At 49.0% G+C, this 24,434-nt stretch carries 16 protein-coding genes; 12 read left to right on the forward strand and 4 right to left on the reverse strand.

All coding sequences use genetic code 11. The features are described 5' to 3' along the window. Window positions 1-332 precede the first annotated feature (332 nt). Together ruvA and sprA are read left to right on the forward strand one after the other, a co-directional pair. A complete protein-coding gene (ruvA, locus tag DXD25_RS12865) occupies window positions 333-947 on the forward strand; it encodes a Holliday junction branch migration protein RuvA (protein WP_117663856.1) in 615 nt (204 codons plus the stop codon). Between the two features lie 84 nt (window positions 948-1,031). Beyond that, window positions 1,032-8,561, forward strand: coding sequence for a cell surface protein SprA (sprA, locus tag DXD25_RS12870; protein ID WP_233522313.1), 7,530 nt, complete (start codon window positions 1,032-1,034; stop codon window positions 8,559-8,561). A 123-nt stretch (window positions 8,562-8,684) separates the two neighbouring features. On the opposite strand, the gene nadB is transcribed toward sprA, so the two are convergent. Next, window positions 8,685-10,274, reverse strand: coding sequence for an L-aspartate oxidase (gene nadB, locus DXD25_RS12875; RefSeq protein ID WP_117663858.1), 1,590 nt, complete (start codon window positions 10,272-10,274; stop codon window positions 8,685-8,687). Window positions 10,275-10,445: 171 nt separating this feature from the next. Here nadB and DXD25_RS12880 point away from each other — a divergent pair, with 171 nt between their 5' ends. The 5 genes from DXD25_RS12880 to DXD25_RS12900 all read left to right on the forward strand — a co-directional run bounded on the left by DXD25_RS12880 (window position 10,446) and on the right by DXD25_RS12900 (window position 15,317). Beyond that, the gene (locus DXD25_RS12880; RefSeq protein WP_089543749.1) at window positions 10,446-10,853 is read left to right on the forward strand and encodes a PH domain-containing protein; all 408 of its coding nucleotides are present in this window, start codon (window positions 10,446-10,448) and stop codon (window positions 10,851-10,853) included. After that, on the forward strand, window positions 10,850-12,127 hold the full coding sequence (gene dacB / locus DXD25_RS12885) for a D-alanyl-D-alanine carboxypeptidase/D-alanyl-D-alanine-endopeptidase (protein ID WP_117663859.1): 1,278 nt from the start codon (window positions 10,850-10,852) through the stop codon (window positions 12,125-12,127). The genes DXD25_RS12880 and dacB overlap by 4 nt, the downstream gene beginning before the upstream one ends. Before the next feature lie 15 nt (window positions 12,128-12,142). Beyond that, window positions 12,143-13,396 (forward strand): mechanosensitive ion channel family protein, encoded by a 1,254-nt coding sequence (locus tag DXD25_RS12890; protein ID WP_117663860.1) that lies wholly within the window; start codon window positions 12,143-12,145, stop codon window positions 13,394-13,396. 17 nt (window positions 13,397-13,413) lie between these two features. Next, entirely contained in the window at window positions 13,414-14,463 is a 1,050-nt protein-coding gene (mutY, locus tag DXD25_RS12895; RefSeq protein ID WP_117663861.1) for an A/G-specific adenine glycosylase, read from the forward strand. Between the two features lie 65 nt (window positions 14,464-14,528). Then, a complete protein-coding gene (locus DXD25_RS12900) occupies window positions 14,529-15,317 on the forward strand; it encodes a DNA/RNA non-specific endonuclease (protein ID WP_117663862.1) in 789 nt (262 codons plus the stop codon). Window positions 15,318-15,500: 183 nt separating this feature from the next. On the opposite strand, the gene rbr is transcribed toward DXD25_RS12900, so the two are convergent. From rbr to ald, 3 genes are all read right to left on the reverse strand, one after another. Then, window positions 15,501-16,043: a rubrerythrin gene (gene rbr / locus DXD25_RS12905; RefSeq protein ID WP_117663863.1), complete on the reverse strand. Its 543-nt coding sequence runs from the start codon at window positions 16,041-16,043 to the stop codon at window positions 15,501-15,503. Window positions 16,044-16,136: 93 nt separating this feature from the next. Beyond that, on the reverse strand, window positions 16,137-17,765 hold the full coding sequence (locus DXD25_RS12910) for a Na+/H+ antiporter NhaC family protein (RefSeq protein ID WP_117663864.1): 1,629 nt from the start codon (window positions 17,763-17,765) through the stop codon (window positions 16,137-16,139). 165 nt (window positions 17,766-17,930) lie between these two features. Next, window positions 17,931-19,037, reverse strand: coding sequence for an alanine dehydrogenase (gene ald / locus DXD25_RS12915; RefSeq protein WP_117663865.1), 1,107 nt, complete (start codon window positions 19,035-19,037; stop codon window positions 17,931-17,933). Between the two features lie 213 nt (window positions 19,038-19,250). Between ald and DXD25_RS12920 the strand changes: the two genes are divergently transcribed. The 5 genes from DXD25_RS12920 (at window position 19,251) to DXD25_RS12940 (ending at window position 24,359) form a co-directional block, all read left to right on the forward strand. Beyond that, window positions 19,251-19,958: an SIMPL domain-containing protein gene (locus DXD25_RS12920; protein WP_117663875.1), complete on the forward strand. Its 708-nt coding sequence runs from the start codon at window positions 19,251-19,253 to the stop codon at window positions 19,956-19,958. A gap of 25 nt (window positions 19,959-19,983) precedes the next feature. Beyond that, on the forward strand, window positions 19,984-21,393 hold the full coding sequence (locus tag DXD25_RS12925; protein ID WP_117663866.1) for a hypothetical protein: 1,410 nt from the start codon (window positions 19,984-19,986) through the stop codon (window positions 21,391-21,393). 17 nt (window positions 21,394-21,410) lie between these two features. Continuing rightward, window positions 21,411-21,953 carry a thioredoxin gene (gene trxA / locus DXD25_RS12930; protein WP_233522314.1) on the forward strand — a complete coding sequence of 181 codons (543 nt, stop codon included), beginning with the start codon at window positions 21,411-21,413 and terminating at the stop codon, window positions 21,951-21,953. Window positions 21,954-22,101: 148 nt separating this feature from the next. Continuing rightward, complete coding sequence (gene eno, locus DXD25_RS12935; RefSeq protein WP_117663867.1) at window positions 22,102-23,409, forward strand: phosphopyruvate hydratase; 1,308 nt, start codon at window positions 22,102-22,104, stop codon at window positions 23,407-23,409. A 203-nt stretch (window positions 23,410-23,612) separates the two neighbouring features. Beyond that, window positions 23,613-24,359, forward strand: a complete 747-nt coding sequence (locus DXD25_RS12940) for a ZIP family metal transporter (RefSeq protein WP_117663868.1) — start codon at window positions 23,613-23,615, stop codon at window positions 24,357-24,359. The last annotated feature ends 75 nt before the right edge of the window (window positions 24,360-24,434 follow it).

Below are 24,434 nucleotides of genomic sequence, written 5' to 3' on the forward strand. Positions count from 1 at the left end.
ATAATTCTTCCTTTAAGGGAATTTGTTTCTACCTTTAAAGGAAATTGTTCCTGTACCTAATAGAATTCTCCGTTCATAAGCTTTGAATGTCGGTTCAAAAGTATTGAATGTGCATTCATAAGTTTTGAATGTACGTTCAAAACTTATGAACGGAACTTTCTTCTAGTCTTAAAGACTATTTCCATAGGGGAAAAAGGCTTTTTCTTATAGGGGCGTGAGTAATATAATCCAATGCCGGATACAATAAATCCCTATTCCGTGCGTTCATATTATTATAATTAATTTATGAAAGAGGTATAACCAAGTGTTTAAATAGTAAGGAGAAAATAAAAATGATAGAATATATTCATGGCGATCTGGCCGAACTGACCCCGGCAATGGCAGTAGTAGAGACTGCAGGAGTGGGTTACGGACTCAATATTTCGCTCAATACCTATACTGCCATTCAGGGCAAGCAGGAAGTAAAACTCTACGTGCATGAGGTTTTGGTGGCAGGTGGAAGAGATGACTCTTTCACCCTTTTCGGTTTCGCCTCCAAGCAGGAGCGCGAACTCTATCGCCAGCTCATCACCGTATCGGGTGTGGGAGGCAATACGGCGAGAATGATTCTCTCGTCGATGTCGCCAAGCGAACTCTGCAATGTGATTTCTACAGGCAACGACAAGATGCTGAAGACCGTGAAGGGTATCGGATTGAAGACAGCCCAGCGCATCATCATCGACCTGAAGGATAAGATCGTGAGTCTGGGCATTGCCGATGAGCTGCCGGCTAATGGTGGTAATGTGGTGATGGTGAACAATGATATCAAGGATGAGGCTGTCAGTGCCCTCACCATGCTCGGTTTCTCACCGGCACCTTCTGCCAAGGTGGTAGTGGATATCCTGAAGGCGCAGCCAGATCTGCCGGTGGAGCAGGTTGTAAAGCTTGCCTTGAAGCAAATTAAGTAACTTCTGGTTGACGTTAATTTAATAACTTCTGGCTGAAGCAAATCCAGTAACTTTATGAAGGGGCAAAGAATCTTTTATTTTTTGATGGCTTGGCTGATGGTGACAACCTTCGGCTATGCCCTCGCTTTGCCTTTTCCGCAGCAAGACAAGAAGCTTCCAAAGCACCAGCCCATTCAGGTGGATGAGGATACGATTCCTGATTCCCTGCTGCATCCCCGCTGGAAAATCCAGCTTACCCAACCTTATTCCCTGAACGATCTCTATCAGAGTCCGCTCGACCTCAAGCGTCCTGATGCCCTCCGGTATCAGGTCATCTACAATGATACCCTCAACCGTTATGTCATCGGCAACCGGATGGGCAACACCTGGCTTTCGGCTCCCATCATGCTTACTCCGGATGAGTATATGAAATGGACGGAACAGAACGAGCGCAATGCCTTCTATCGCCAGAAGAACGATGAAATCTATCAGGCGAAGGGCAAGGAGAAGTTCGATTTCTCTGATATGCACTTCGATCTGGGACCTGCCGAGAAAATCTTCGGTCCCGGTGGAATCCGTGTCAAGACTCAGGGTACTGCCGAACTGAAGTTTGGTATCAACAAGAAGAATATCGACAACCCGTCGCTGCCTATTCGCAACCGCAAGACCACGATGATGAACTTTGATGAGAAAATCAATCTCAACGTGAATGGAAAGGTAGGCGACAAGATGGACCTCAACCTGAATTACAACACCGATGCCACCTTCGACTACGATGCCCAGAACATGAAACTGAAGTATGATGGCAAGGAAGATGAGATTATCAAGCTGGTTGAGGCGGGTAATGTATCCTTTCCCAGCAACTCCTCGCTCATCAAGGGCGCCAGCAGTCTTTTCGGTGTAAGAACCGATATGCAGTTTGGCAAGCTCAAGCTGCAGACGGTGTTCTCACAGAAGAAGTCGGCTTCCAAGAGTGTATCGAGCCGGGGTGGCGTGCAGCTTACTCCCTTCGAGCTTAATGTGGCAGATTACGAGGAAAACCGTCACTTCTTTCTCTCCCAATATTTCCGCAGTCATTATGATGCCTGGATGCAGAAACTGCCGAATCTGCTGACGGGTATCACCATCAACCGTGTGGAAATCTGGGTTACCAACAAGACGGGAACCACCACGAATACCCGAAACATCATCGCCCTGACCGACCTGGGAGAAAACGAGAAGGTGAGCAACCCGATGTGGGGGGCAGGAGGAACGATGGTGCCGGCTAACCAGGCGAATACCGAGTATGCATCGATGACTGGTCAGTTTGCCGCTGCCCGTGACATCAACCAGACAGCCTCTGTTCTGGAAGGTGGCGGACTGATTGGCGGAAGCGATTTCGAGAAGCTGGAGAGTGCCCGTCTGCTCAGTTCCTCTGAATATACCGTGAACCAGGCGATGGGATATGTTTCGCTGAAGTCTGGTCTGCAGACCGATCAGGTTCTTGCCGTGGCATACGAATATACCTATGGCGGAGTGACCTATCAGGTGGGCGAGTTTGCCTCGGATATCACCGATACCAAGCAGGCTCTCTTCGTGAAGTCGCTGAAGAATACCAGTTGTAATCCACAGCAGGGCAACTGGGACCTGATGATGAAGAACGTATATTATCTCTCTTCGCAGGTGGAAAAGGATAAGTTCCGTCTCGATGTGAAATATCAGAGTGACACGGCGGGTGTCTATGTCAACTATATTCCGGAAACGCAGGTGAAGAACCAGCCTATCATCCGTGTGCTGGGTGCCGATCGACTCGATAACAACAACAAGGCGCGCAGCAATGGTTACTTCGATTATGTGGAGGGCTATACCGTATCGAATGGTCGCGTGTTCATGCCGAAGGTGGAACCGTTCGGCAGTTATATGCAGGATTATCTCGTCAGGAAGGGTGTGGCTAAGGAGCAGGCAGAGAAGTATGCCTTCACCGAACTCTATGACAGTACGAAGACCATCGCCAAGCAGATAGCCGAAAAGAATAAGTATCTCATCGTGGGACAGTTCAAGGGTTCGGCAGCCAATGTCATCTCCCTCGATGCCTACAATGTGCCGCAGGGTTCGGTAGTGGTAACGGCAGGTGGCGTTACCCTGAAGGAGGGCACCGACTACTCGGTGGATTACAATGCCGGAGAGGTGACCATCCTCAACCAGAGCATCATCGATGCCGGTACGGCGGTCAACGTCTCCCTGGAGAGCAATACCGATTACGGACAGATGAGAAAGACGATGGTAGGATTCAACTGGGAGTATGAATTCTCCAGGAATTTCCAGATCAGCGGAACCTTGCAGCATCTCTCGGAACAGGCGCTCACCAACAAGGTGGCGATGGGCAGCGAACCGCTGAAGAATACGCTCTGGGGCATCAACCTGAACTGGAAGAAGGAGAGCCAATGGCTTACCAACATGCTCGACAAGATACCGTTCCTGCATCTCACCCAACCTTCCTACATCTCCTTCAAGAGTGAGTTTGCCCAGCTTCTGGCGGGCGAGGCAGGAGGAGTGCAGGACAATGCTTCGTATATTGATGACTTCGAGAATACCAAGGGAACCATCGACGTGATGACTCCTACTTCGTGGGTTATCTCCAGTGTGCCGTCGCTCAACTTCAAGGATGATTACAATGACAAGACGGGGTTGACCAGCGGTTACCATCGTTCACGCCTAGCCTGGTACACCATCGATCCGCTCTTCACCCGAAGGGGAAGTTCGCTCACTCCAGGCCATATCAAGAGCGACCTCAAGCAGTTGAGCAACCACTACGTGAGAGAGGTGTATGTAAAGGAGCTTTTCCCTCTGCGCCAGCAGAGCACCTATCAGGGAGCCACCAGCACCCTGAGTGTTCTCAATCTGGCTTACTATCCATCGGAGCCGGGACCTTACAACTTCAATGTATCCGATCTGCAGTCGGATGGTACCCTTGCCAATCCGTCCCGCAACTGGGGTGGAATGATGCGCAAGCTGGATACCAACGATTTCGAGCAGGCAAACGTGGAGTATATCGAGTTCTGGATGCTCGATCCGTTCATCTATTCCCGAGAGCAATCGGATGCAGCCGACTATGGTGGCGACTTCTACATCAACCTGGGCGAGGTGAGCGAGGATATCCTGCGGGATGGCAAGAAGTTTTATGAGAGCGGAATGCCGGTGGATGGCAGCAACAGCTTCACCTATACGCAGTGGGGTAAGATTCCTACGCAGAGCACCGTGACCTATGCTTTCGCCACGACGAGCGGAAGCCGTGCCCTGCAGGATGTGGGATTCAATGGTCTGACCGATGCCGAAGAGCAGGAATTCTACAAGAGTGCCTATCTCGACCAGATACAGGGAAAGGTGAACCAGGCGGTGTTCGACAGTATCTTTGCCGACCCAGCCCGGGATAACTATCACTATTTCAGAGGATCTGACTGGGATGAGATGCGTGCGCCCATCCTTCAACGATACAAGTACGTCAACAACCCTCAGGGCAATTCGCCTGACAGCGAAAGCCGTACTGAGAGTTATGATACCTCCTATAAATCGACACCGGATGTGGAGGACATCAATCAGGACTATACGCTGAACGAATATGAGAAGTATTTCCAGTATCACGTCAGCATCCGACCGGAAGATCTCGTGGTGGGCAGCAACTTCATCGTGGATAAGCGCGAATACACCCAGACTTGGCGAGACAACACGAAATCCACGGTTACCTGGTATCAGTTCCGCATTCCTGTGGATGAGTTTGAGAAGCGCCAGGGAAACATCAACGATTTCTCCAGCATCCGCTTCATGCGAATGTTCCTCACCAACTTCAAGAAGCCTATCGTGCTCCGTTTCGGTACGCTCGACCTGGTACACGGCAAGTGGCGTACCTACGACCAGCCGTTGGGTGCAGCCAGTGGCGGAACCTTGGAGGCGAGTGCCGTCAGTCTGGAGGAAAATGCCGAGAAGACACCGGTCAACTATGTGCTTCCTCCGGGTATCAGCCGCGAACAGGACCCATCGCAGCCACAGCTTGTCGAGGCAAACGAGCAGGCTCTGAGTATGGTGGTGAAGGATCTGACCCATGGCGAGGCAAAGGCGGTATATAAGAACTCTACCCTTGATCTCCGCCAGTACAAGCGCATCCAGATGTTTACCCATGCCAATGCCCTGGAGCAGAATGCCACCAATCTGAAGAACGACCAGCTGGCGGTCTTCATCCGTCTGGGCAGCGACTATAAGAACAATTACTATGAGTATGAGATTCCGCTCAAGCTGACCGAACCTCGCAGCAATTATAACCGTAACAGTTCTGCCGACAGAAAGCTGGTCTGGCCGGAGGAGAATATGCTCAATGTAAACCTGAGCGTATTTACCAGCCTCAAGAAGGAGCGCAACAAGGCAAAGGCTGCTGGTATGGCTTCCTATATGGCACCTTATATGATGATGGATGCAGAACATCCGGGCAACCGGATCACCATCGTGGGCAATCCGAGCCTGGGAGAGGTAAAGACGCTGATGATAGGTGTGAGAAACAATTCGGATGAGGTGAAGAGTGGAGAAGTATGGGTCAACGAGCTCCGGCTTCTGGAGCATAACAACAAGGGAGGATGGGCTGCCAATGCCAATCTGAACGTGCAGCTCTCCGACCTGGGTAGCGTGAATGCCACCGGCCGCTATATGAGTGAAGGCTTCGGCGGTCTGGAAGACGGTGTGGCTAGCCGCAGCACCGATAATTATGGTACCTATAGCGTGACCACCTCGTTGGAGATGGGTAAGTTCTTCCCCGACAAGGCGAAGGTGAGCATACCTTTATATTATAGTGTGACGAAGGAGAAGACTTCTCCGAAATACAATCCGCTGGATACGGATATGGAACTGAAGGATGCGCTGGATGCCGCCGGTTCGAAGGCTGAGCGGGACTCTATCGAGAACATCGCCGTGACCAAAGTCACCCAGACCAACTTCTCGGTATCCAATGCCCGGGTAGGTATCGCCACCCGACGTCATCCGATGCCTTACGATCCAGCCAACTTCTCGTTTACTTACAGTCATGCCCATCAGCATACCACGGGTGAGACCACGGTCTTCGAGAATCGGGACAACTGGCGCGGAGCCCTGGATTATTCCTGGACACCGGTCTATAAGGCGTGGGAACCTTTCAAAAAGTGGAAGAACAAGAGCAAGTGGCTCGACATTCTGAAGCGATTCGGATTAAACTGGTTGCCTCAGAACATCGCCTTCAATACGGAGATGACGCACGAGACCTATGAGCTGCAGGAACGCGATATGGAGAGTACGCTCAATTCGCAGCTGCCGCTCACCGTGAGCGACCAGTTCCTCTGGAACCGCGAGTTCTCTCTGCGCTGGGATCTGACCAAGAACCTGCACATGAACTTCCAGAGTGCCACCCATGCACAGGTAGATGTGCCTTATCCGGATGTGAATGCCGATCTCTATGCCGACCAGTATCATGCCTGGAAGGATTCGGTATATCGAAGTTCGGTATGGCAGAGTGTGAAGAGCTGGGGTACGCCGCTCGACTACAGTCAGAACTTCACGGCATCCTATAAGTTGCCTGTCCATCTGCTGCCAGTCTTCGACTGGGTGAATACCGATGCCTCCTACAATGCCAACTATACTTGGGAGCGAGGTACGGAGGATGAGAACGGCAACTCGTATGGCAACACCATCAACACCCAGCGCGAGCTGACGATTAACGGAAGCTTCGATCTGGTGCGCCTCTACAACCACATCCCATTCCTCAAGAAGGCGAATGACCGATTCAACCGCTCGATAAGCAGGAGTGAGATAGAGAGGAAGAAAAAGGAGAAGGAAGCCAGGCGGAAGCAGGCTTTGCTGAAGAATGCCCAGCAGAAGAACGATATGCAGAAGAATCAGGTAGATCTGGCAAAGGCGCTTCCGAAAAACAGGAAGGCTTTCGAGAAGGAAATCACCCTCCTGCCGGATACGTCCCTGCTCATCAGGCATGGCAAGAACAGCAAGCGACTCATCATTTCTGCCAAGACGGAGGATGGAAAGGTGTATCAGCTGAAATACAAAAAGGTGGATAACAACCAGATCCGTATCAAGTCGAAGGTGGATAGCATGATGAAGCTGAAGATTACGGTGATGCCGAAAGAGCCGCTCGATAACGAAAAATGGTATCGGACAGCCCAGACGGCAGCCCGACTGGCAATGATGCTGCGCAAGGTGAGCTTCACCTACCGCAACAACTATCAGATGCTTCTGCCGGGCTTTACTCCTAACGTGGGTGATGCCTTCGGACAGAAGAAAGTGGGAACGATGGCGCCGGGACTGGATTTCGCCTTCGGACTGGTGGATGACAGCTATATAGAAAAGGCAAGAGACAACGACTGGCTGCTCTGCAACGACTCGATTGCTACGCCGGCTACTACCAGCAAGACCGAGAATCTGCAGCTGCGTGCCACCCTGGAACCGGTCAAGGATTTCAAGATTGATCTTTCTGCCACCCGCACCATGACCACGCAAAAGAGCATACAATATATGTATGAAGGTACACCGACCACCCAGAGCGGAACTTTCCAGATGACTACCATCTCGCTCAGTTCGGCTTTCGAGGGAATCGGAAATGCCAACAGTGGTTATCGCAGCAGGACTTTCGAGAAGTTTGTCAACTCGCTCGATGGTTTCCGCCAGCGGGTGGAGTCGCAGTATGCCGGGACGGTATATCCTGCGGGTTCTACCTTGGGCGGAGGCAAGTATGATGCTTCCCGCACACCGGTTAATCCGTATAGTGGTGATGTGATGATTCCTGCATTCCTCAATGCCTATACCTCGATGGGCGGCAGTTCGCTCTCCATCTTCCCGGCATTGAGCCGACTCTTGCCAAACTGGACGGTGCGTTATAGTGGCTTGGGCAAGTTGCCATGGTTCCGTGATCACTTCAAGAGTGTGAACATCAACCACGCCTACAAGAGCATCTTTGCCGTGGGCAGCTATAGCAGCTACAGTACCTATCAGGAGTATATGAATGGTCTGGGCTTCGTGACGGATGCCTCTACGGGCAATCCATCGCCTAGCAGCATGTTCAATGTTTCTCAAGTGAGCATCAACGAGGCATTCTCGCCATTGCTCGGTATGGATGTAACGCTGAACAACAATATGACCATCAAGGGTGAGTATCGCCAGACCCGAGTGCTGAACCTCAGTATGACGAGTGTACAGGTGAACGAGGCGCTGAGCAAAGACTGGGTGGTAGGTATGGGCTATCGTATCAACAACTTCAACCTCTTCGGTGCTCCGAAGGCACACAAGGTGAAGGGAAGAGCGGGTGCCCAGCAAAACAGCAGAAACGGAAGCAAGGGCAAGAATCAGACCCAGAACTACGGTCCTAATCACGACCTGAACCTGCGTCTCGACTTCAGTTTCCGCAAGCAGGCAGCCATCGTCCGTGATATAGCCACGATGACGAGCAGCGCCAGCAGTGGCAACAATGCCCTGAAGCTGAGTTTCACGGCTGATTATACCTTGAGCAAGATGCTAACCATGAGTTTCTACTATGATCGCCAGACCAATACGCCGCTCTTGTCGAGCAGCAGTTATCCTACCACCACGCAGGATTTCGGTCTGAGCATCAAGTTCTCGCTGACGAGATAGGCGGGAAATTCTTCTGCATCCAATAAGCAGAAAGAAAATTCTCTAATTCTCAAATTCTTGAAAATAAAAAAAGCTCGAATGTTTGATGCATTCGAGCTTTTTTTCTATCTTATTCTTTCTTCATTATTTCTTGTCGTAAGCGTGAACAGGGTAGTCGATGGTATAGTGAAGACCACGGCTCTCCTTGCGCTCGATAGCCATACGGGTAATGAGATAACCTACATTGATCATGTTGCGGAGCTCGCAGAGATCCTTGCTTACCTTTACACGCTTGAAGAGATTCTCGGTCTCTTCGTAAAGAAGGTCGAGGCGGTCCCAGGCACGTTTCAGACGGAGGTCGCTACGAACGATACCTACATAGTTGCTCATACATTCGCCTACTTCCTTGATACTCTGGGTAATCAATACCTTCTCCTCGTTGGTCATGGTACCCTCGTCGTTCCATGCAGGAACCTTCTCATTGAAGTCGTATTCATCTACATGCTCGATGCTGTGCTTGGCAGCAGTCTCGGCATAAACCACAGCTTCGATGAGCGAGTTGCTGGCAAGACGGTTGCCACCATGCAGACCTGTGCAAGAGCACTCGCCCAAGGCATAGAGGCGGTTGATGCTTGAACAGCCGTTCAGATCTACCTTGATACCACCACACATGTAGTGAGCGGCAGGACGAACCGGGATATAATCCTTGGTAATATCGATGCCGATGCTGAGACACTTGGCATAGATGTTAGGGAAGTGACGCTTGGTCTCCTCCGGATTCTTATGGGTAACATCCAGGCAGACATGATCCAGACCGTGAATCTTCATCTCCTTATCGATGGCACGGGCCACGATGTCGCGAGGAGCCAAACTCAGGCGCTCATCATATTTCTCCATGAAGCTCTCGCCGTTAGGCAGACGCAAGATGCCGCCGTATCCACGCATTGCCTCGGTGATGAGGAATGCAGGGTGGGTCTCTCCAGGATGATAGAGGGCTGTAGGGTGGAACTGTACGAACTCCATATCTGCCACCGTACCCTTGGCACGGTAAACCATCGCCTCGCCATCACCGGTAGCGATGACAGGGTTGGTGGTAGTCTGATAAACGGCACCACATCCACCAGTACACATCACGGTAACCTTGCTCAGATAGGTATCCACCTTCTGGGTATCAGGATTCAGAACATAGGCTCCGTAACAGTTAATATAAGGTGTACGGCGGGTAACACGGGCACCCAAGTGGTGCTGAGTGATGATTTCTACGGCGAAATGATTTTCCTTGATATCGATGTCCGGGCAGTTGCGCACAGCTTCCATCAGACCGCGCTGGATTTCAGCACCCGTATCATCAGCGTGATGAAGAATGCGGAACTCGCTGTGTCCGCCCTCACGATGAAGATCGAACTTGCCATCCTGCTGCTTGTCGAAGTTGACACCCCACTGCACGAGCTCCTTGATCTGCTCTGGTGCCATAGTGACAACCTGCTTCACAGCCTGATAGTCGCTGATGTAATCACCAGCGATCATTGTATCCTGTATGTGCTTGTCGAAGTTATCTACTTCCAAGTTGGTAACTGACGCCACACCACCTTGTGCAAATGAAGTGTTTGCCTCATCGAGTGAGGTTTTGCAAATCATACACACTTTACCTTTATGCGCTCTGGCTACTTTCAGGGCGTAACTCATACCGGCAACTCCTGAGCCGATAATCAGAAAATCATACTTATAAACCATGTGAGTTTATTCTAATAATGCTTAATTGTTTGCAAAAGTACTAATTTCTCTTTAAAAAGAGTAATAAGAGAGGGATTTTTTGTAATTTTGCAGCGAATTTTAAGGTAATATAGTCTTTTAGACTATCAAATAGTAGCTGAAAACGCTATTTTAAAGATAAAAGAACGAGATATGGCAGATAGAACTTTTCATAAGCGCTTCAATACGACGGCTCGTGTTGGAGTGGTGGTTTTCGCCCTCCTGGCAGGATATTTCTTCTGGGTCAAGATGGCGATTATTGGCATTTTCGTTGCCATCATCATTGTGGGCATGATCGAGCGTATTCTGAATACCACCTATACCTTCAAGAAGGTGAAACCTATCGACCGAGATGACGAGATGGAATATCTCATCATCAACGAAGGCAGGTTCTCTTCCAACAGGAATGTGCCGGTATGCGACATCATCAGCGTGCATACCGCCAAGACCTTTCTGGGATTGGATCATTGCCTGGTGATAGAATACGGACATCATAATATGGTAACGGTGCAGCCCGATAATGAGGAGGCTTTCGAGAAAGAAATTAGTAAAAGACAATGAAAAAGATTATATATATGATGATGAGCTTCATCATGGCTACGCTCATGGCGATGCCGGTGAAGGCTCAGGATGTGATTGAAGGAGAAGTGGTGGAGCCGCAGGACGACACGGAAGTGACCGACTCCACGATGTTGGATTCCCTGGCTGCTGATACATTGAAGCTGCCTTGGCCCGAATCGGTGCAGGTAGGTATCGGCAAACTCTTGGAAAGTAAGATGTTTGAGACATCGCAGGTGGGGATCATGGTCTGGGATATGGATGCTGATTCCTGCATCTACAAGCACAACGAACGACAGCTGATGCGCCCGGCAAGTACGATGAAGCTCTTGACAGCCATCACCGCACTTGACAAGTTGGGCGGTTCCTATCAGTTCAAGACTCAGTTGAAATATACCGGAACCATCGAGGACGGTGTGCTGACGGGTGATGTTTACTGTGTGGGAGGTATGGATCCCCGTTTCAACAGTGATGACCTGACGGCATTTGTCAACAGTCTCAAGGATATGGGTGTGGATACCATTCGTGGTAACGTATATGCCGACCGTTCGATGAAGGATGCGGCATTGCTGGGCGAAGGTTGGTGCTGGGATGATGATAATCCGGTACTTTCGCCATTGGTGTTTTCCCGCAAGGACATCTTCATGGACCGTTTCCTGGCTAAATTGAAGGATGCAGACATCGAATATGAGGAGATGTATGCCTCTACCAAGACCTGTCCTGCCAATGCCTTTACCATCTGTACCCGTTTCCATACCATGGACCAGGTACTGCATAAGATGATGAAGGAGAGTGACAATCTCTATGCCGAGTGCATGTATTACCAGATTGCGGCTTCTACGGGCAATCGTCCGGCAAGTGCCAAGAGTGCCCGCAACGTGGAACGGCAGTTGATCAATAAGCTGGGACTGGATGCTTCCCGCTACAGACTGGCAGATGGTTCGGGCTTGTCGCTCTACAACTATCTCAGTGCCGAGCTGGAGGTGATGATGCTCCGTTATGCTTTCCGCAACGATAACATCAAGCAGCACCTAATTCATTCCTTGCCTATAGCAGGTGTGGATGGAACCCTGAAGAAGCGTATGAAAAGCGGCAGTGCCCACGGCAATGTCAAGGCAAAGACGGGTACCCTGACCGGTATCATCTCGCTGGCTGGCTATTGTACGGCAGCCAATGGACATGAGCTTTGCTTCTCTATCATCAATAATGGAATCATGCACGGCAGCAATGCCAGACATTTTGCAGACAAGGTTTGTAACCTGCTCTGCCAACCATAATTAAGTTAGAAGTTTATGGAAGAAATTCGTAGATTTGTAGATGAAATGATAACATGGGCGGGTGTCACTGGTGATTACGTGCCTATGCTTCGTCATATCCTGCTCACCGTCACCGCTATCTTGCTGGCGATGCTGAGCGATTTTCTGTGTCGTAAGATTGTAGTTCCGTTGATCTCGAAGATTACGGAAAAGACGGAGGTTTCCTGGGATGATGTGTTGCTGAATAAGAAGGTACTCACTTCTGCCTGCCATATCGTGCCGGCAGTGGTAATATGGTCGCTCATGCCGCTTATCTATCTGGAATATCCTATATTCAAGGAGATTCTGGAGCGTGCTACGGGTATCTATATCGTGGTGATGTCGGTACGTACGGTATTGGTGTTCATCGGCTCCTTCAAGGGATTAGAGAATAGCGGAGAGCGCCGCTCTTCGGCTCAGCAGTATTTCCATACCTTCTGCGGTGTACTCAGGGTATTGATGCTCTTTGTGGCTGGAGTGGTAGTGGTTGCCATCCTGTTGGGTAAGAGTCCGATGACCTTGTTTGCCGGCTTGGGTGCTACTTCGGCTGTCTTGATGTTGGTTTTCAAGGATACCATCCTCGGTCTGGCTGCCGGTGTGCGACTCACCAGTAATGATATGCTGCACAAGGGCGATTGGATTACCGTGAAGTCGGTAGATGCCAATGGTATCGTAGAGGATATGTCACTAACCACCGTAAAGGTTCGTAATTTTGATAATACCATCGTTACTATCTCGCCAGCTACCCTGGTGAATGGTTCGTTCCAGAACTGGATTGGAATGCAGAAGAGTGGGGGAAGAAGAGTAAAGCGAATCGTTTACTTCGACTTTCGCAGCATCCGATTGGTGGATGAAACCTTGAAGCAGACCTTGCTTGCCAAGCATTTCGCCACAGAGGATTCTTTCAAGTTGAAGGAATCTCTTCAGAAGGCGATAGAAAAGGATATTCAGGAAGGAAAGGATATTGAGGACTTGAAGAATCCTGCAGCTTTGGCTCCAACCAATCTTCAGCTTTATCGTAGATTCATGGAGAAATATCTGCGTCAACGCCCTGAGGTAAATACGGAACTCACCTTGATGGTACGCCACATGGAGGCAACCCAGTGTGGTCTTCCTATCGAATTCTATTTCTTCATTAAGGACAAGGTATGGATTAATTACGAGCATATCCTTGCCGACATCATGGAGCATGCCTATGCGCTTGCCAATGAATTCGGCCTGAAGATTTACGAGCAATATCCGGAGCAGTAGGGAAGAAAAGCATAATAATGAACAATAACTCTTTTTTTTCAACAGAAATAATCCGTTGGTTTCGTGAGAACGGCAGAGACCTGCCTTGGCGCGAAACCAAGGATCCTTATGCCATCTGGCTGAGCGAAATCATCCTTCAGCAAACCCGCATTGCCCAAGGTTGGGAATATTGGGAACGGTTCGTGCAGACCTATCCCAAGGTAGAAGATCTGGCAGCAGCCAGCGAGGATGATGTCTTGAAACTCTGGCAGGGCTTGGGGTATTACTCCCGTGCCCGCAATCTTCATACTGCCGCCAAGCAGATCGTGGCTTTAGGTGCATTCCCCAATACCCTCGAAGGCATCAAATCCCTGAAGGGAGTAGGTGATTATACCGCTGCAGCCATCGGCTCTTTCGCTTTCGATATTCCGGCAGCTGTGGTTGATGGCAATGTCTATCGGCTGCTTTCCCGATATTTCGGCATCGATACTCCCATCAACTCAACTCAGGGAAAAAAGGAGTTTGCGGCTTTGGCACAATCACTCTTGCCTGCTTCCGATGCGGCATCCTATAATCAGGGAATGATGGATTTCGGTGCGATTCAATGTACTCCCCAATCTCCGAAGTGTCTGCTCTGTCCGCTTGCAGAAACCTGCAAGGCTTTGCGTTGCGGCAGGGTAGAGGAACTGCCCGTCAAGAACAAGACCGTGAAGGTGAAGACCCGCCACCTCTCCTATATATATATAAGGTGTAAATCTTCGGCAGCGGATGATGCTGGGAATTCAGAACCGATGGTTGCCATCCATCGCCGTGGAGAAGGTGATATCTGGCAAGGATTATGGGAGCCTTATAATGTTTCAGATGTCAAGGAACTGCCTTCTTTCGTGAAGAATCCGATTTTGCTGGCAAAAGATGTCAAGCACGTACTGACTCATCGCATCCTTCTTGCCGATTTCTATCTCCTGGAAACGGAAAACCGTCCTCCACTCCCAGATGATTACGTCTGGATCAAGGAAAGTGAGATAGAAGACTATGGGGTTCCGAGACTGATAGAAATCATGCTGGAAAAGATCAATCCTGCAGAATAGGATACGTCTCAATACCCTCACTAAGTGAAACTTGAATATATATAATCTCTTCATATAGAATAAAGATGATTCAATTCAATAAGAAAATGAGAGGATGGGTGATAGCTGGCGCCATCGCTTTGCTCTCTACTTTGGGCTTGTCGTCCTCTATGTTGCCAGCTGCACAGGGGGATGCACCGGGAATGGAAATCCCGGTTTCTAAGAAAAAGGTATCGCAAACCATCAGAAAGCGTTTTCCCTATACCGTATCATACAATCACGATACCCGTCAGCCTAACTGGGTGGCATGGACCTTGACCCGTGCTCATGCCTCTGGCAAATTGAAGCGTGGCGACTTTGAGGATGATATGGATATGCCATCACCTAAGGGAACGAAGGCTGATTACTACAACAGTGGTTATGATAGAGGTCATCTCTGTCCGGCTGGCGATAACAAGTGGAACCAGAAGGCTATGGACGAATGCTTCCTGATGACCAATATGTGTCCTCAGACCCATGCTCTGAATGCGGGAATCTGGAATAGCATAGAACAGCAATGCCGTACCTGGGCTAAGAAATATGGTAGGGTCTATATTGTCTGCGGTCCGATATTCCTGAATAAGCAGCATCGCAAACTGGGTAAGAACAAGGTGGTGGTGCCTGATGCTTTCTTCAAGGTTATCCTCCGCACCGGCAAGAATCCGCAAGCCATCGGCTTTATCTGTCGCAACCAGGGAGCTACCGGACTGCAGAAAAAAGACTTCGTCAACTCGGTAGATGAGGTGGAGCGTATCACCGGCTATGATTTCTTCTCCAAACTTCCTGATAACATCGAGAAAAAGATAGAGGCAAAAGCTGATATCAACAAGTGGTAATAGAAAAAGAAAGTCACCCTGAAAGGGCAAAAGCTTTGAAATTGAAAGCTTTTGCCCTTTCAGGGCGACTTTTTTGTCTTTATTCTAAAACCCAGGGCGATGCCCTGGGCTAGGAGCTTCTGCCCTTTCAGGGCGTATTGGCTGTGACTTATGACACACCTCCTTATTTCTGTTAATAGAACCTTAGTAGTTCTGAGCCTCAATCTGGAAGTAGCTCTGTGGGTGGTTGCAGACTGGGCAAACCTCTGGAGCCTGCTTGCCTACTACGATATGACCGCAGTTAGAGCACTGCCAGATGCAGTCGCCGTCGCGAGAGAAGACGAGCTTGTCCTGCACGTTCTTCAAGAGCTTGCGATAACGCTCCTCGTGGTGCTTCTCGATTTCAGCCACCATTTCAAACTTAATTGCAATCTCCTCGAAGCCTTCCTCGCGAGCTTCCTTAGCCATGCGTGGATACATATCGGTCCACTCGTCGTGCTCACCATTAGCAGCAGCCTCCAGGTTCTTCTCTGTATCCTGGATAGCACCGCCCTCCAGGTACTTGAACCACAACTTAGCGTGCTCCTTCTCGTTGGCAGCTGTCTCTTCAAAGATGTTAGCTATCTGAACATAACCGTCCTTCTTAGCCTTACTTGCAAAATATGTATATTTGTTACGAGCCTGTGACTCACCAGCGAATGCCTCCTGGAGGTTCTTCTCTGTCTTAGTTCCTTTTAATTCCTTCATAATGTATTCTGTATTACGTTATTAATATGTTCTTTATTATTTTTCTTTTGCAAAGATATTGAAAAGTTTCTAATTATGCAAGAAAATTAAGGATTATTTTACTTTCGACCTATTATTTAGATAAAATAAAGCAAAACCAAGCATCGCCATACCGAATATCCACGAAATGATGGCACTTGTTACCATTCCCAGCGTATGGGTGAAACCTGCCACGATGAATGTCAGGAAGCTTACAGCAGCTACTGTAATCGCGTATGGCAACTGAGATGAAACATGGTGTACATGCTTGCACTCGGCTCCGGCACTCGCCATAATGGTGGTATCGCTGATAGGTGAGATGTGGTCGCCACAGACAGCACCAGCCATGCAGGCAGAGATAGAGATGATGCGCAATGGGTCGGCAGCTGGGAAGACGGCGATACAGATAGGAATCAGAATACCGAAGGTTCCCCAGGATGTACCTGTGGCAAATGCCAGGAAGGCTGCAACCAGGAAGATGATGGCTGGCAGGAGCATCTGGAGTTCAGAAGCGCTGCTTGCCACTACGGTGGATACATATTCTGCTGCCCCCAGCGAGTCAGTCATACTCTTCAGGGTCCATGCCAGGGTAAGAATCAGAATGGCTGGTACCATCGCCTCGAATCCCTTGATCAGACTACTCATCGCTTCATCGAATGGTAAGGTCTTGCGAACCGTAAACATCAGAATGGTCAGAATCAAGGCTGCCAATGAACCAAGCACCAAACCGATAGAGGCATTGCTGCCTGCAAAGGAGTCAACGAAGTTCATATAGTTGGCATTGCTGGTATCGAAGAAACCTCCCGAATAAACCATACCTGCCATACAGAAGATAATCAACATGATGATTGGAATCACAAGATCGCTCACAGAGCCTTTGCTCTGGGATGATTCTTCCTGCTTTGCTCCCACACCATGCTCCACGATCTGCAGCTTGGTATCGCTCACCTCGTCGAGCTTTCCTCCGTTGGTGCGCTCATACCATTCCTTCAGTCTTGCATCATACTTGCTCATCGCCTTGAAGTCGAAGCCCATGATCACGATGCCAAACATAAAGAGGATGGTGAAGAAGGCGTAGAAATTATAGGGTATTGCCTTGCAGAAAAGTGCCAGTCCGTTCTCGCCTCCCGATACGAAGCCCGATACTGCTGCTGCCCAACTGGAGATTGGGGAGATGATGCAGACAGGAGCTGCAGTGGAGTCGATGAGATAAGCCAGTTTCTCCTTGGTTACGCCATTGCGCACTGCGATAGGGCGCATCACCGAACCCACGGTAAGGCAGTTGAAGTAATCATCGATGAATATCAGAATACCGAGCAGAATGGTGGCTACCTGCACACCAATCTTCGACTTCACGTGCTTGGAAGCCCATCGGCCGAAGGCCGCAGAACCACCCGCCTTGTTCATCAGTGATACGATGCTGCCCAGAACCACCAGGAATACCAGAATGCCCACGTTCCAAGGGTCGGAAAGGCAATGTATCAAACCGTATGCCTTGGCATCATCGCCTTCGCCTACGGTGTGGTTGGTCAGATGAACGAGGAATCCGTCGAAACCTGTTCCCATCGAAATGCAATATTGAACGGCACCCAGAATGATACCGATAAAAAGAGAAGAATAGACCTCCTTCGTCTTCAGCGCCAGAGCGATGGCGACGATAGGAGGTAGTAACGACCATGCGGTCCCAATCATGTTGTAATCCATTTGTTATTAATATGTTTTAAAATTTTTGAATATTCCCTTGCTGAATCGCTGCCCACGAGTCTATCTTTATCATTGGAAAGGCACACAAAAAAACATCATAACTTCTAAGCCCATCGGATCCGATGGGCTTAAAAGTTATGTTTCATGAATTTATAATGCGATCTCCTATAATACCATCTCTTCGTATTTCAATCCGAAGACATCGGCAACCGCCTTGAATACTACCTTGCCATTCACGATGTTCAATCCCCGATACAAAGCCTTGTCTTCCTTGCACGCCTTTCGCCATCCCTTGTCGGCAAGAGCGAGGGCATACTTCAGGGTGGCATTGGTCAAGGCGATGGTAGAGGTATGAGGCACGGCTCCCGGAATGTTGGCTACGGCATAATGCACGATGCCATCTACCATGAATGTCGGATCGGAATGGGTGGTTGGATGAGAGGTCTCGAAGCATCCTCCCTGGTCGATAGCCACATCCACCAGTACGGTGCCTGGTTCCATCAACTTCAGCATGTCCCTGGTAATCAGGTGCGGAGCCTTGTCGCCCGGAACGAGTACACTGCCTACTACGATGTCAACATCCGGCAGTTCCTTTCGGATATTGTGCTCGTTGGAGTAGAGGGTGTGCGCATTGATCGGCAATTCCATCTGCAACTGGCGAAGACGAGGCAGACTAATATCGGTAATCCACACATCAGCACCTAATCCTGTTGCCATTCTTGCTGCAGCTTCTCCCACGGTTCCACCGCCCAGAACGAGAACCTTCGCACGGTTCACGCCCGGCACACCGCTGATCAGCTTACCCTTGCCGCCCTTGGTCTTCTGCAGATAGTAGGCACCATTGATAATCGCCATTCTTCCTGCTACCTCACTCATCGGAATGAGCAGTGGCAGATGATGGTTGTCGGTTTCTACCGTCTCGTAAGCCAGACAGACTGCACCGCTCTTGATCATGGCATCGGTGAGCTCTCTGTCGCAGGCAAAATGGAAGTAAGTAAAAACAAGCTGATCCTGATGGATGAGTGGATATTCCTCGGCGATAGGTTCCTTCACCTTGATAATCATCTCAGCCTCGCGATACACACTCTGGATGTCGGGCAGGATCCTGGCTCCTACCTTCACATACTCTTCATCAGCAAAACCACTGTTCTCGCCAGCGGTATGCTGCACCATCACTTCGTGTCCATGTCGAATGAATTCAGCTACACCAGCAGGAGTCATTCCCACACGATTCTCATTATTCTTGATTTCTTTTGGAACACCTATCTTCATGATGTTGTGGTTTTAGAGGTTATACATCATTTTAACGGGATAAAGATAGTGAAAAAATCAATAGGTTGTATCGTTTGTATAGAAGATTTAACATATCTTTCTTGCCTGGTTAAGATTAGAACATAAAAAAGATTAAAAAAGATGGCAGCTATCATCTTTTTGCTTATCTTTGCCCTCGTAAGCGTTTTAAACTTAATAAATGGAGGACTTATTATGAATGTCAATACGGGTATCAAGCAAGCAGTGATCTTAGCCATAGGCATTATCGTGCTTGGATTTTGTGTCAAGTCTGGACTTGAAAGTGTGATTGCCAAAGACCGCAAAGTGGTGGTGAAAGGATTGGCAGAAAAGGAAGTTGAGGCTGATAAGGTGACATGGCCTATCGTTTCCAAGGAGATCGGCAACGACTTGCCGCAGCTCTATAAGAAGATCAACGCTACCACCAGCACCATACGCCAGTTCCTGCTGGCAAATGGAGTGAAGGAAAGTGAAATCAATGTCAATGCCCCTGTGGTCATCGACCTCAATGCTGAACGATATGGCGAAAACCGTCAGCCTTACCGTTACAACATCACGTCGATCATCACCGTGACTTCCCGGAATGTGAAGGTGGTTCGTGGTATCATCGCCCGGCAGGGTGACCTGCTTCAGAAAGGTGTGGCCATCGTGGATGGTGGCTACGAGAATCCGGTGAAGTACGAGTATGTGGCTTTCCGCGAGATGAAGCCGAAGATGATGCAGGAGGCAATTGAGAATGCAGAGAAGACTGCTGCTCAGTTTGCCGAAAACAGCAAGAGCAAGATTGATAAGATCATGAACGCTGACCAAGGGCAGTTCTCGATAGAGGATAGAGATTCCAATACTCCTTATATTAAAAAGGTGAGGGTAGTGACTACGGTTACCTATTCTTTGAAAGACTAGTAATTAAATAAATATATAGTACGAAATGAAAAAAATGATTTACATGGTGATGGCGCTTGCCTCACTAAGCTACTCAACCCAGACCATGGCGCAGTCACAGGGATTGCAGAAAAAGGTGAATGCCTATTTCCTGCAGTCGCTCAAAGCGCAGCAGAAAGCATTGGAGAAAGACGGTAAGGCGGAATTCTCTAAAAACACACCTCTTGACACCAAGCTTCAGGCTGCTATCGACGGCAAGGATATTGCCAACTACCAGAAGATGGTATGGACAGCCTGGTGCGATGCCAACAAGAACCTGCAGGAAGAAAAGCTCATAGAACCTGAAGATCTGACATTGGCAAAAAACAGCTCCTGGAATCTGCCTCAGTGTCTGGAGCCAAATGCGGTGATGCCTTATTATTATGGTAAGAAGGGAGTTGCTGCCGATGGTAAGTTCCCTCTCTTCCTGTATGTTCACGGATCGGGACCTAAGGACCATGAGTGGTTGAATGGTATCAAGCTCGGTCTGAGCTTCCAGGATTCTCCTTCCATCTATTTCATTCCTCAGATTCCTAACGAGGGTGAATACTATCGCTGGTGGCATCTCTCCAAGCAGTATGCTTTCGAGAAGTTGATTCGCCAGAACCTGGTAAAGGGTGAGGTGGATGCCAACCGTCTCTATGTATTCGGTATCAGCGAAGGTGGTTATGGCAGTCAGCGTCTTGCGTCCTTCTATGCCGACTATTGGGCTGCAGCGGGTCCGATGGCAGGTGGCGAACCTTTGAAGAATGCGCCTGTGGAAAACTGTGCCAATATCGGCTTCTCTTTCCTCACGGGTGCTGATGATACCGGTTTCTATCGCAACGACCTGACCTGGTACACCCAGGTGGCTTTCGATTCTGCGCAGTTGGCTCGCCCATTGTCTGTAGATAAGACTCCAATCTTCCGTCATCGCATCCAGCTCTTGCCGGGTATGCAGCATCATATCACCTATGGTCTGACTACTCCTTGGCTCAAGCAGTTTGTGCGCAATCCATATCCTAAGACCGTGCTCTGGGAGGATTTCGAAATGGATGGCAGACACCGTTCAGGTTTCTACAACCTGCAGGTGCTGGCTCGTCCATCAGAGTCTAGAACCTACTACGAGATGGATATCGACAAGAACGTGGTTTCCATCAAGGTGAGCAATGTGGATTACACCACTATCTTGAAGGATAAGCAGTGGGGAATCGATCTGAAGTTCAACCGCAGCTATTCTCCTGCCACTGGTGGTAAGTTGAGAGTTTATCTCAATGACCAGTTGGTCAACCTCAATGAGCCTGTAACCATCATGGTAAACGGCAAGCAGGTATTCCATGGTATTGCCAAGGCAGATTTGCAGGCAATGGTGAACAGTTGTGCGGAATACTTCGACCCATGTCGAGTATATCCTGTTGCAATCGATTTGGCTTATTGATTTTAAAGAATGATTAGATGAAGAAAAATGTTTGTTTATATGCCATGATGGCTTTAGCCGTTATGGGATGTTCTCAAAATAACAAGAAACAGGAAGGCAGCTCAACGGGACTGCCTTCTCGTGTTGAATCAGAGAGTAAGGCTGGGGCAGAGAAGGCAGGTCAGTCAGTAGCTGGCAGTAGTAATCAGTCTGCTTCTGCTGGAAAGGTGCAGGTGCTTACGGCTTCCGATTTCAGGAAGAAGATTATGGATTACGAGTCTCATCCCGATGAGTGGGTGTTTGCAGGTTCCCGTCCTGCCATTATCGATTTCTATACCACCTGGTGTGGACCTTGCAAGATGATGGCTCCCATGGTAGAATCTCTTGCCGGGAAATATGCCGGCAAGATAGATTTCTATAAGGTGGATATCGACCAGGAACCCGAACTGGCTTCCGTCTTCGGTATCCGCAGCATCCCTACCTTCCTCTTCATCCCGATGAAGGGCAATCCCACTATACAGATGGGCGCTATGCAGAAGGAAGATTTCGTGGAAATCATCGGAAAAATGATGGGGAAGTGATAAATGGTGATTTACTGCATACTTATAAGTAGGTATTTCTTGGCTAATACCTAGTTTTGATGATGCCCGAAATTTGGTGGTTTATCAGATAATATCTAAATTTGCACTCGGAAAAAATGTTTAATGTAATTAAAAGTATTATAGTATTATGATTATCGAAAATGTTCATGCAAGAGAAATCTTGGATTCTCGTGGCAATCCTACAGTAGAGGTTGAAGTTTCATTGAAGTCAGGTGTCGTAGGTCGTGCATCGGTTCCTTCTGGTGCATCCACTGGCGAGAACGAGGCGCTGGAACTTCGTGATGGCGACAAGAACCGCTATGGCGGCAAGGGTGTCTTGAAGGCAGTAGAAAACGTGAATCAGGTAATTGCTCCTGCTTTGGTTGGCTTCTCTGCCTTGGAGCAGCGTGCCATCGATTATAAGATGTTGGAACTTGACGGTACCAAGACCAAGTCTAATCTGGGTGCCAATGCCATCCTCGGTGTTTCTCTGGCTGTGGCTCATGCTGCTGCTGAGTATCTCCACATCCCATTGTATCGCTACATCGGCGGTTGCAATACTTACACCCTTCCTGTTCCTATGATGAACATCATCAATGGTGGTGCTCACTCTGATGCGCCTATCGCCTTCCAGGAGTTCATGATCCGCCCTGTGGGTGCTCCTTCCGAGAAGGAGGCTATCCGTATGGGTGCTGAGGTGTTCCATGCTTTGGCTAAGCTCCTGAAGAGCCGCGGTCTTTCTACTGCCGTAGGTGATGAGGGCGGTTTTGCTCCTGCACTCGATGGTATAGAGGATGCGCTCGACAGCATCTGCCAGGCTATCAATGATGCCGGTTATGAGCCAGGTAAGGACGTGAAGATTGCCATGGACTGTGCTGCCAGTGAGTTTGCCGTTCAGGAGAATGGTGAGTGGTTCTATGATTACCGCCAGTTGAAGGATGGCAAGAAGAAGGATCCTAATGGAAAGAAACTGACTGCTGCTGAGCAGATCAAGTTCCTGGAAGAACTGATTACCAAATATCCTATCGATTCTATTGAGGATGGTTTGGATGAGAACGATTGGGACAACTGGGTGAAGTTGACTGCTGCCATCGGCGACCGTTGCCAGTTGGTAGGTGACGACCTCTTTGTTACCAACGTGAAGTTCCTGGAGAAGGGTATCAAGATGGGTGCAGCCAACTCTATCCTCATCAAGGTAAACCAGATTGGTTCTCTCACCGAGACACTGGATGCTATCGAGATGGCTCATCGTCATGGTTACACCACCGTTACTTCCCATCGTTCTGGTGAAACCGAGGACACTACGATTGCCGATATTGCCGTAGCAACTAACTCCGGTCAGATTAAGACGGGTTCTATGAGCCGTACCGACCGTATGGCCAAGTACAACCAGCTTATCCGCATTGAAGAGCAGTTGGGCAATAATGCAGCTTACGGTTATAAGAAATTGAAATAGGAATGAATATACGAAATTGAAGTGCATCAATTTCACCATGACAGAACACAATTAAATAGAATAGATCAGATACGAAAATAGATGGGCATGGATGACCGTGAGGGTTGTCCATGCTTTTTATCTTCTATCATATATCTGCATCTTGCATATTTGATAGGATAACTTCGATATATTTACGGATTAAGATAAAAAGCAAAATAACAATGACAAACGTATTGATAAGTGCTGCCGGACTCTGCGGTGCCACCATTATCGGTGCCATCCTGGGATTCTTCGTCAAGGAGTTGCCTCACAAATGGAACGACGCCGTGTTGGGATATTGTGCTGGAATCATGCTGGCAGCTTCCACGTTGGGACTGATAGTGCCAGCTTTCGAACAGACCGGACTTTGGTGGCTGGTAGTGATTGGCGTAATGGCAGGTGCCTTGTTCCTGAATGTGCTAGATCTGGTAACTCCCCATCTTCATCATATTACGGGACTCGACCCCGAGGAGCATCGCAACAATGCCCGACTCAGCCATGTGATGCTTTTCGTGATGGCGATAGCCCTGCACAAACTGCCTGAAGGCATGGCGGCTGGAGTGAGTGTCTGTTCATCAGAAGGCGCAACGGAGTGGGGCGTTTCTTTCGGTATCGCCCTGCAGAACATTCCCGAGGGAATGGTGATTATCGCTCCTTTGATGATGGCAGGTGTTACAGCAGTCCGCACCTTCTTCATCTCCATCTTCATCGCCCTGCTCGAAGTGGCAGGCATTCTGTTGGGTTTCGGTTTGGGTTCAGCCTCTTCCACCTTCCTCCCCGTGATGCTGGGTTTTGCCGGTGGTGCCATGCTTTATGTAACGAGCGATGAGATGATTCCCGAAACCCATGCCCATGGCTTTCAGAAGCAAGCCACTTACGCTCTTCTCCTGGGCTTCATCACCTTTGTGTTGATGGAGAAATATGTATGATTAGATTCTGATACCGAGGCAGGTAGTATTTCCTAAATACAGAGTGTACTTAGGTGTAGGCTTTTTGGAGAAAAA

It is taken from the genome of Prevotella sp. TF12-30, assembly GCF_003436715.1.
In the GTDB taxonomy this organism is placed as follows: Bacteria; Bacteroidota; Bacteroidia; order Bacteroidales; family Bacteroidaceae; genus Prevotella; species Prevotella copri_A.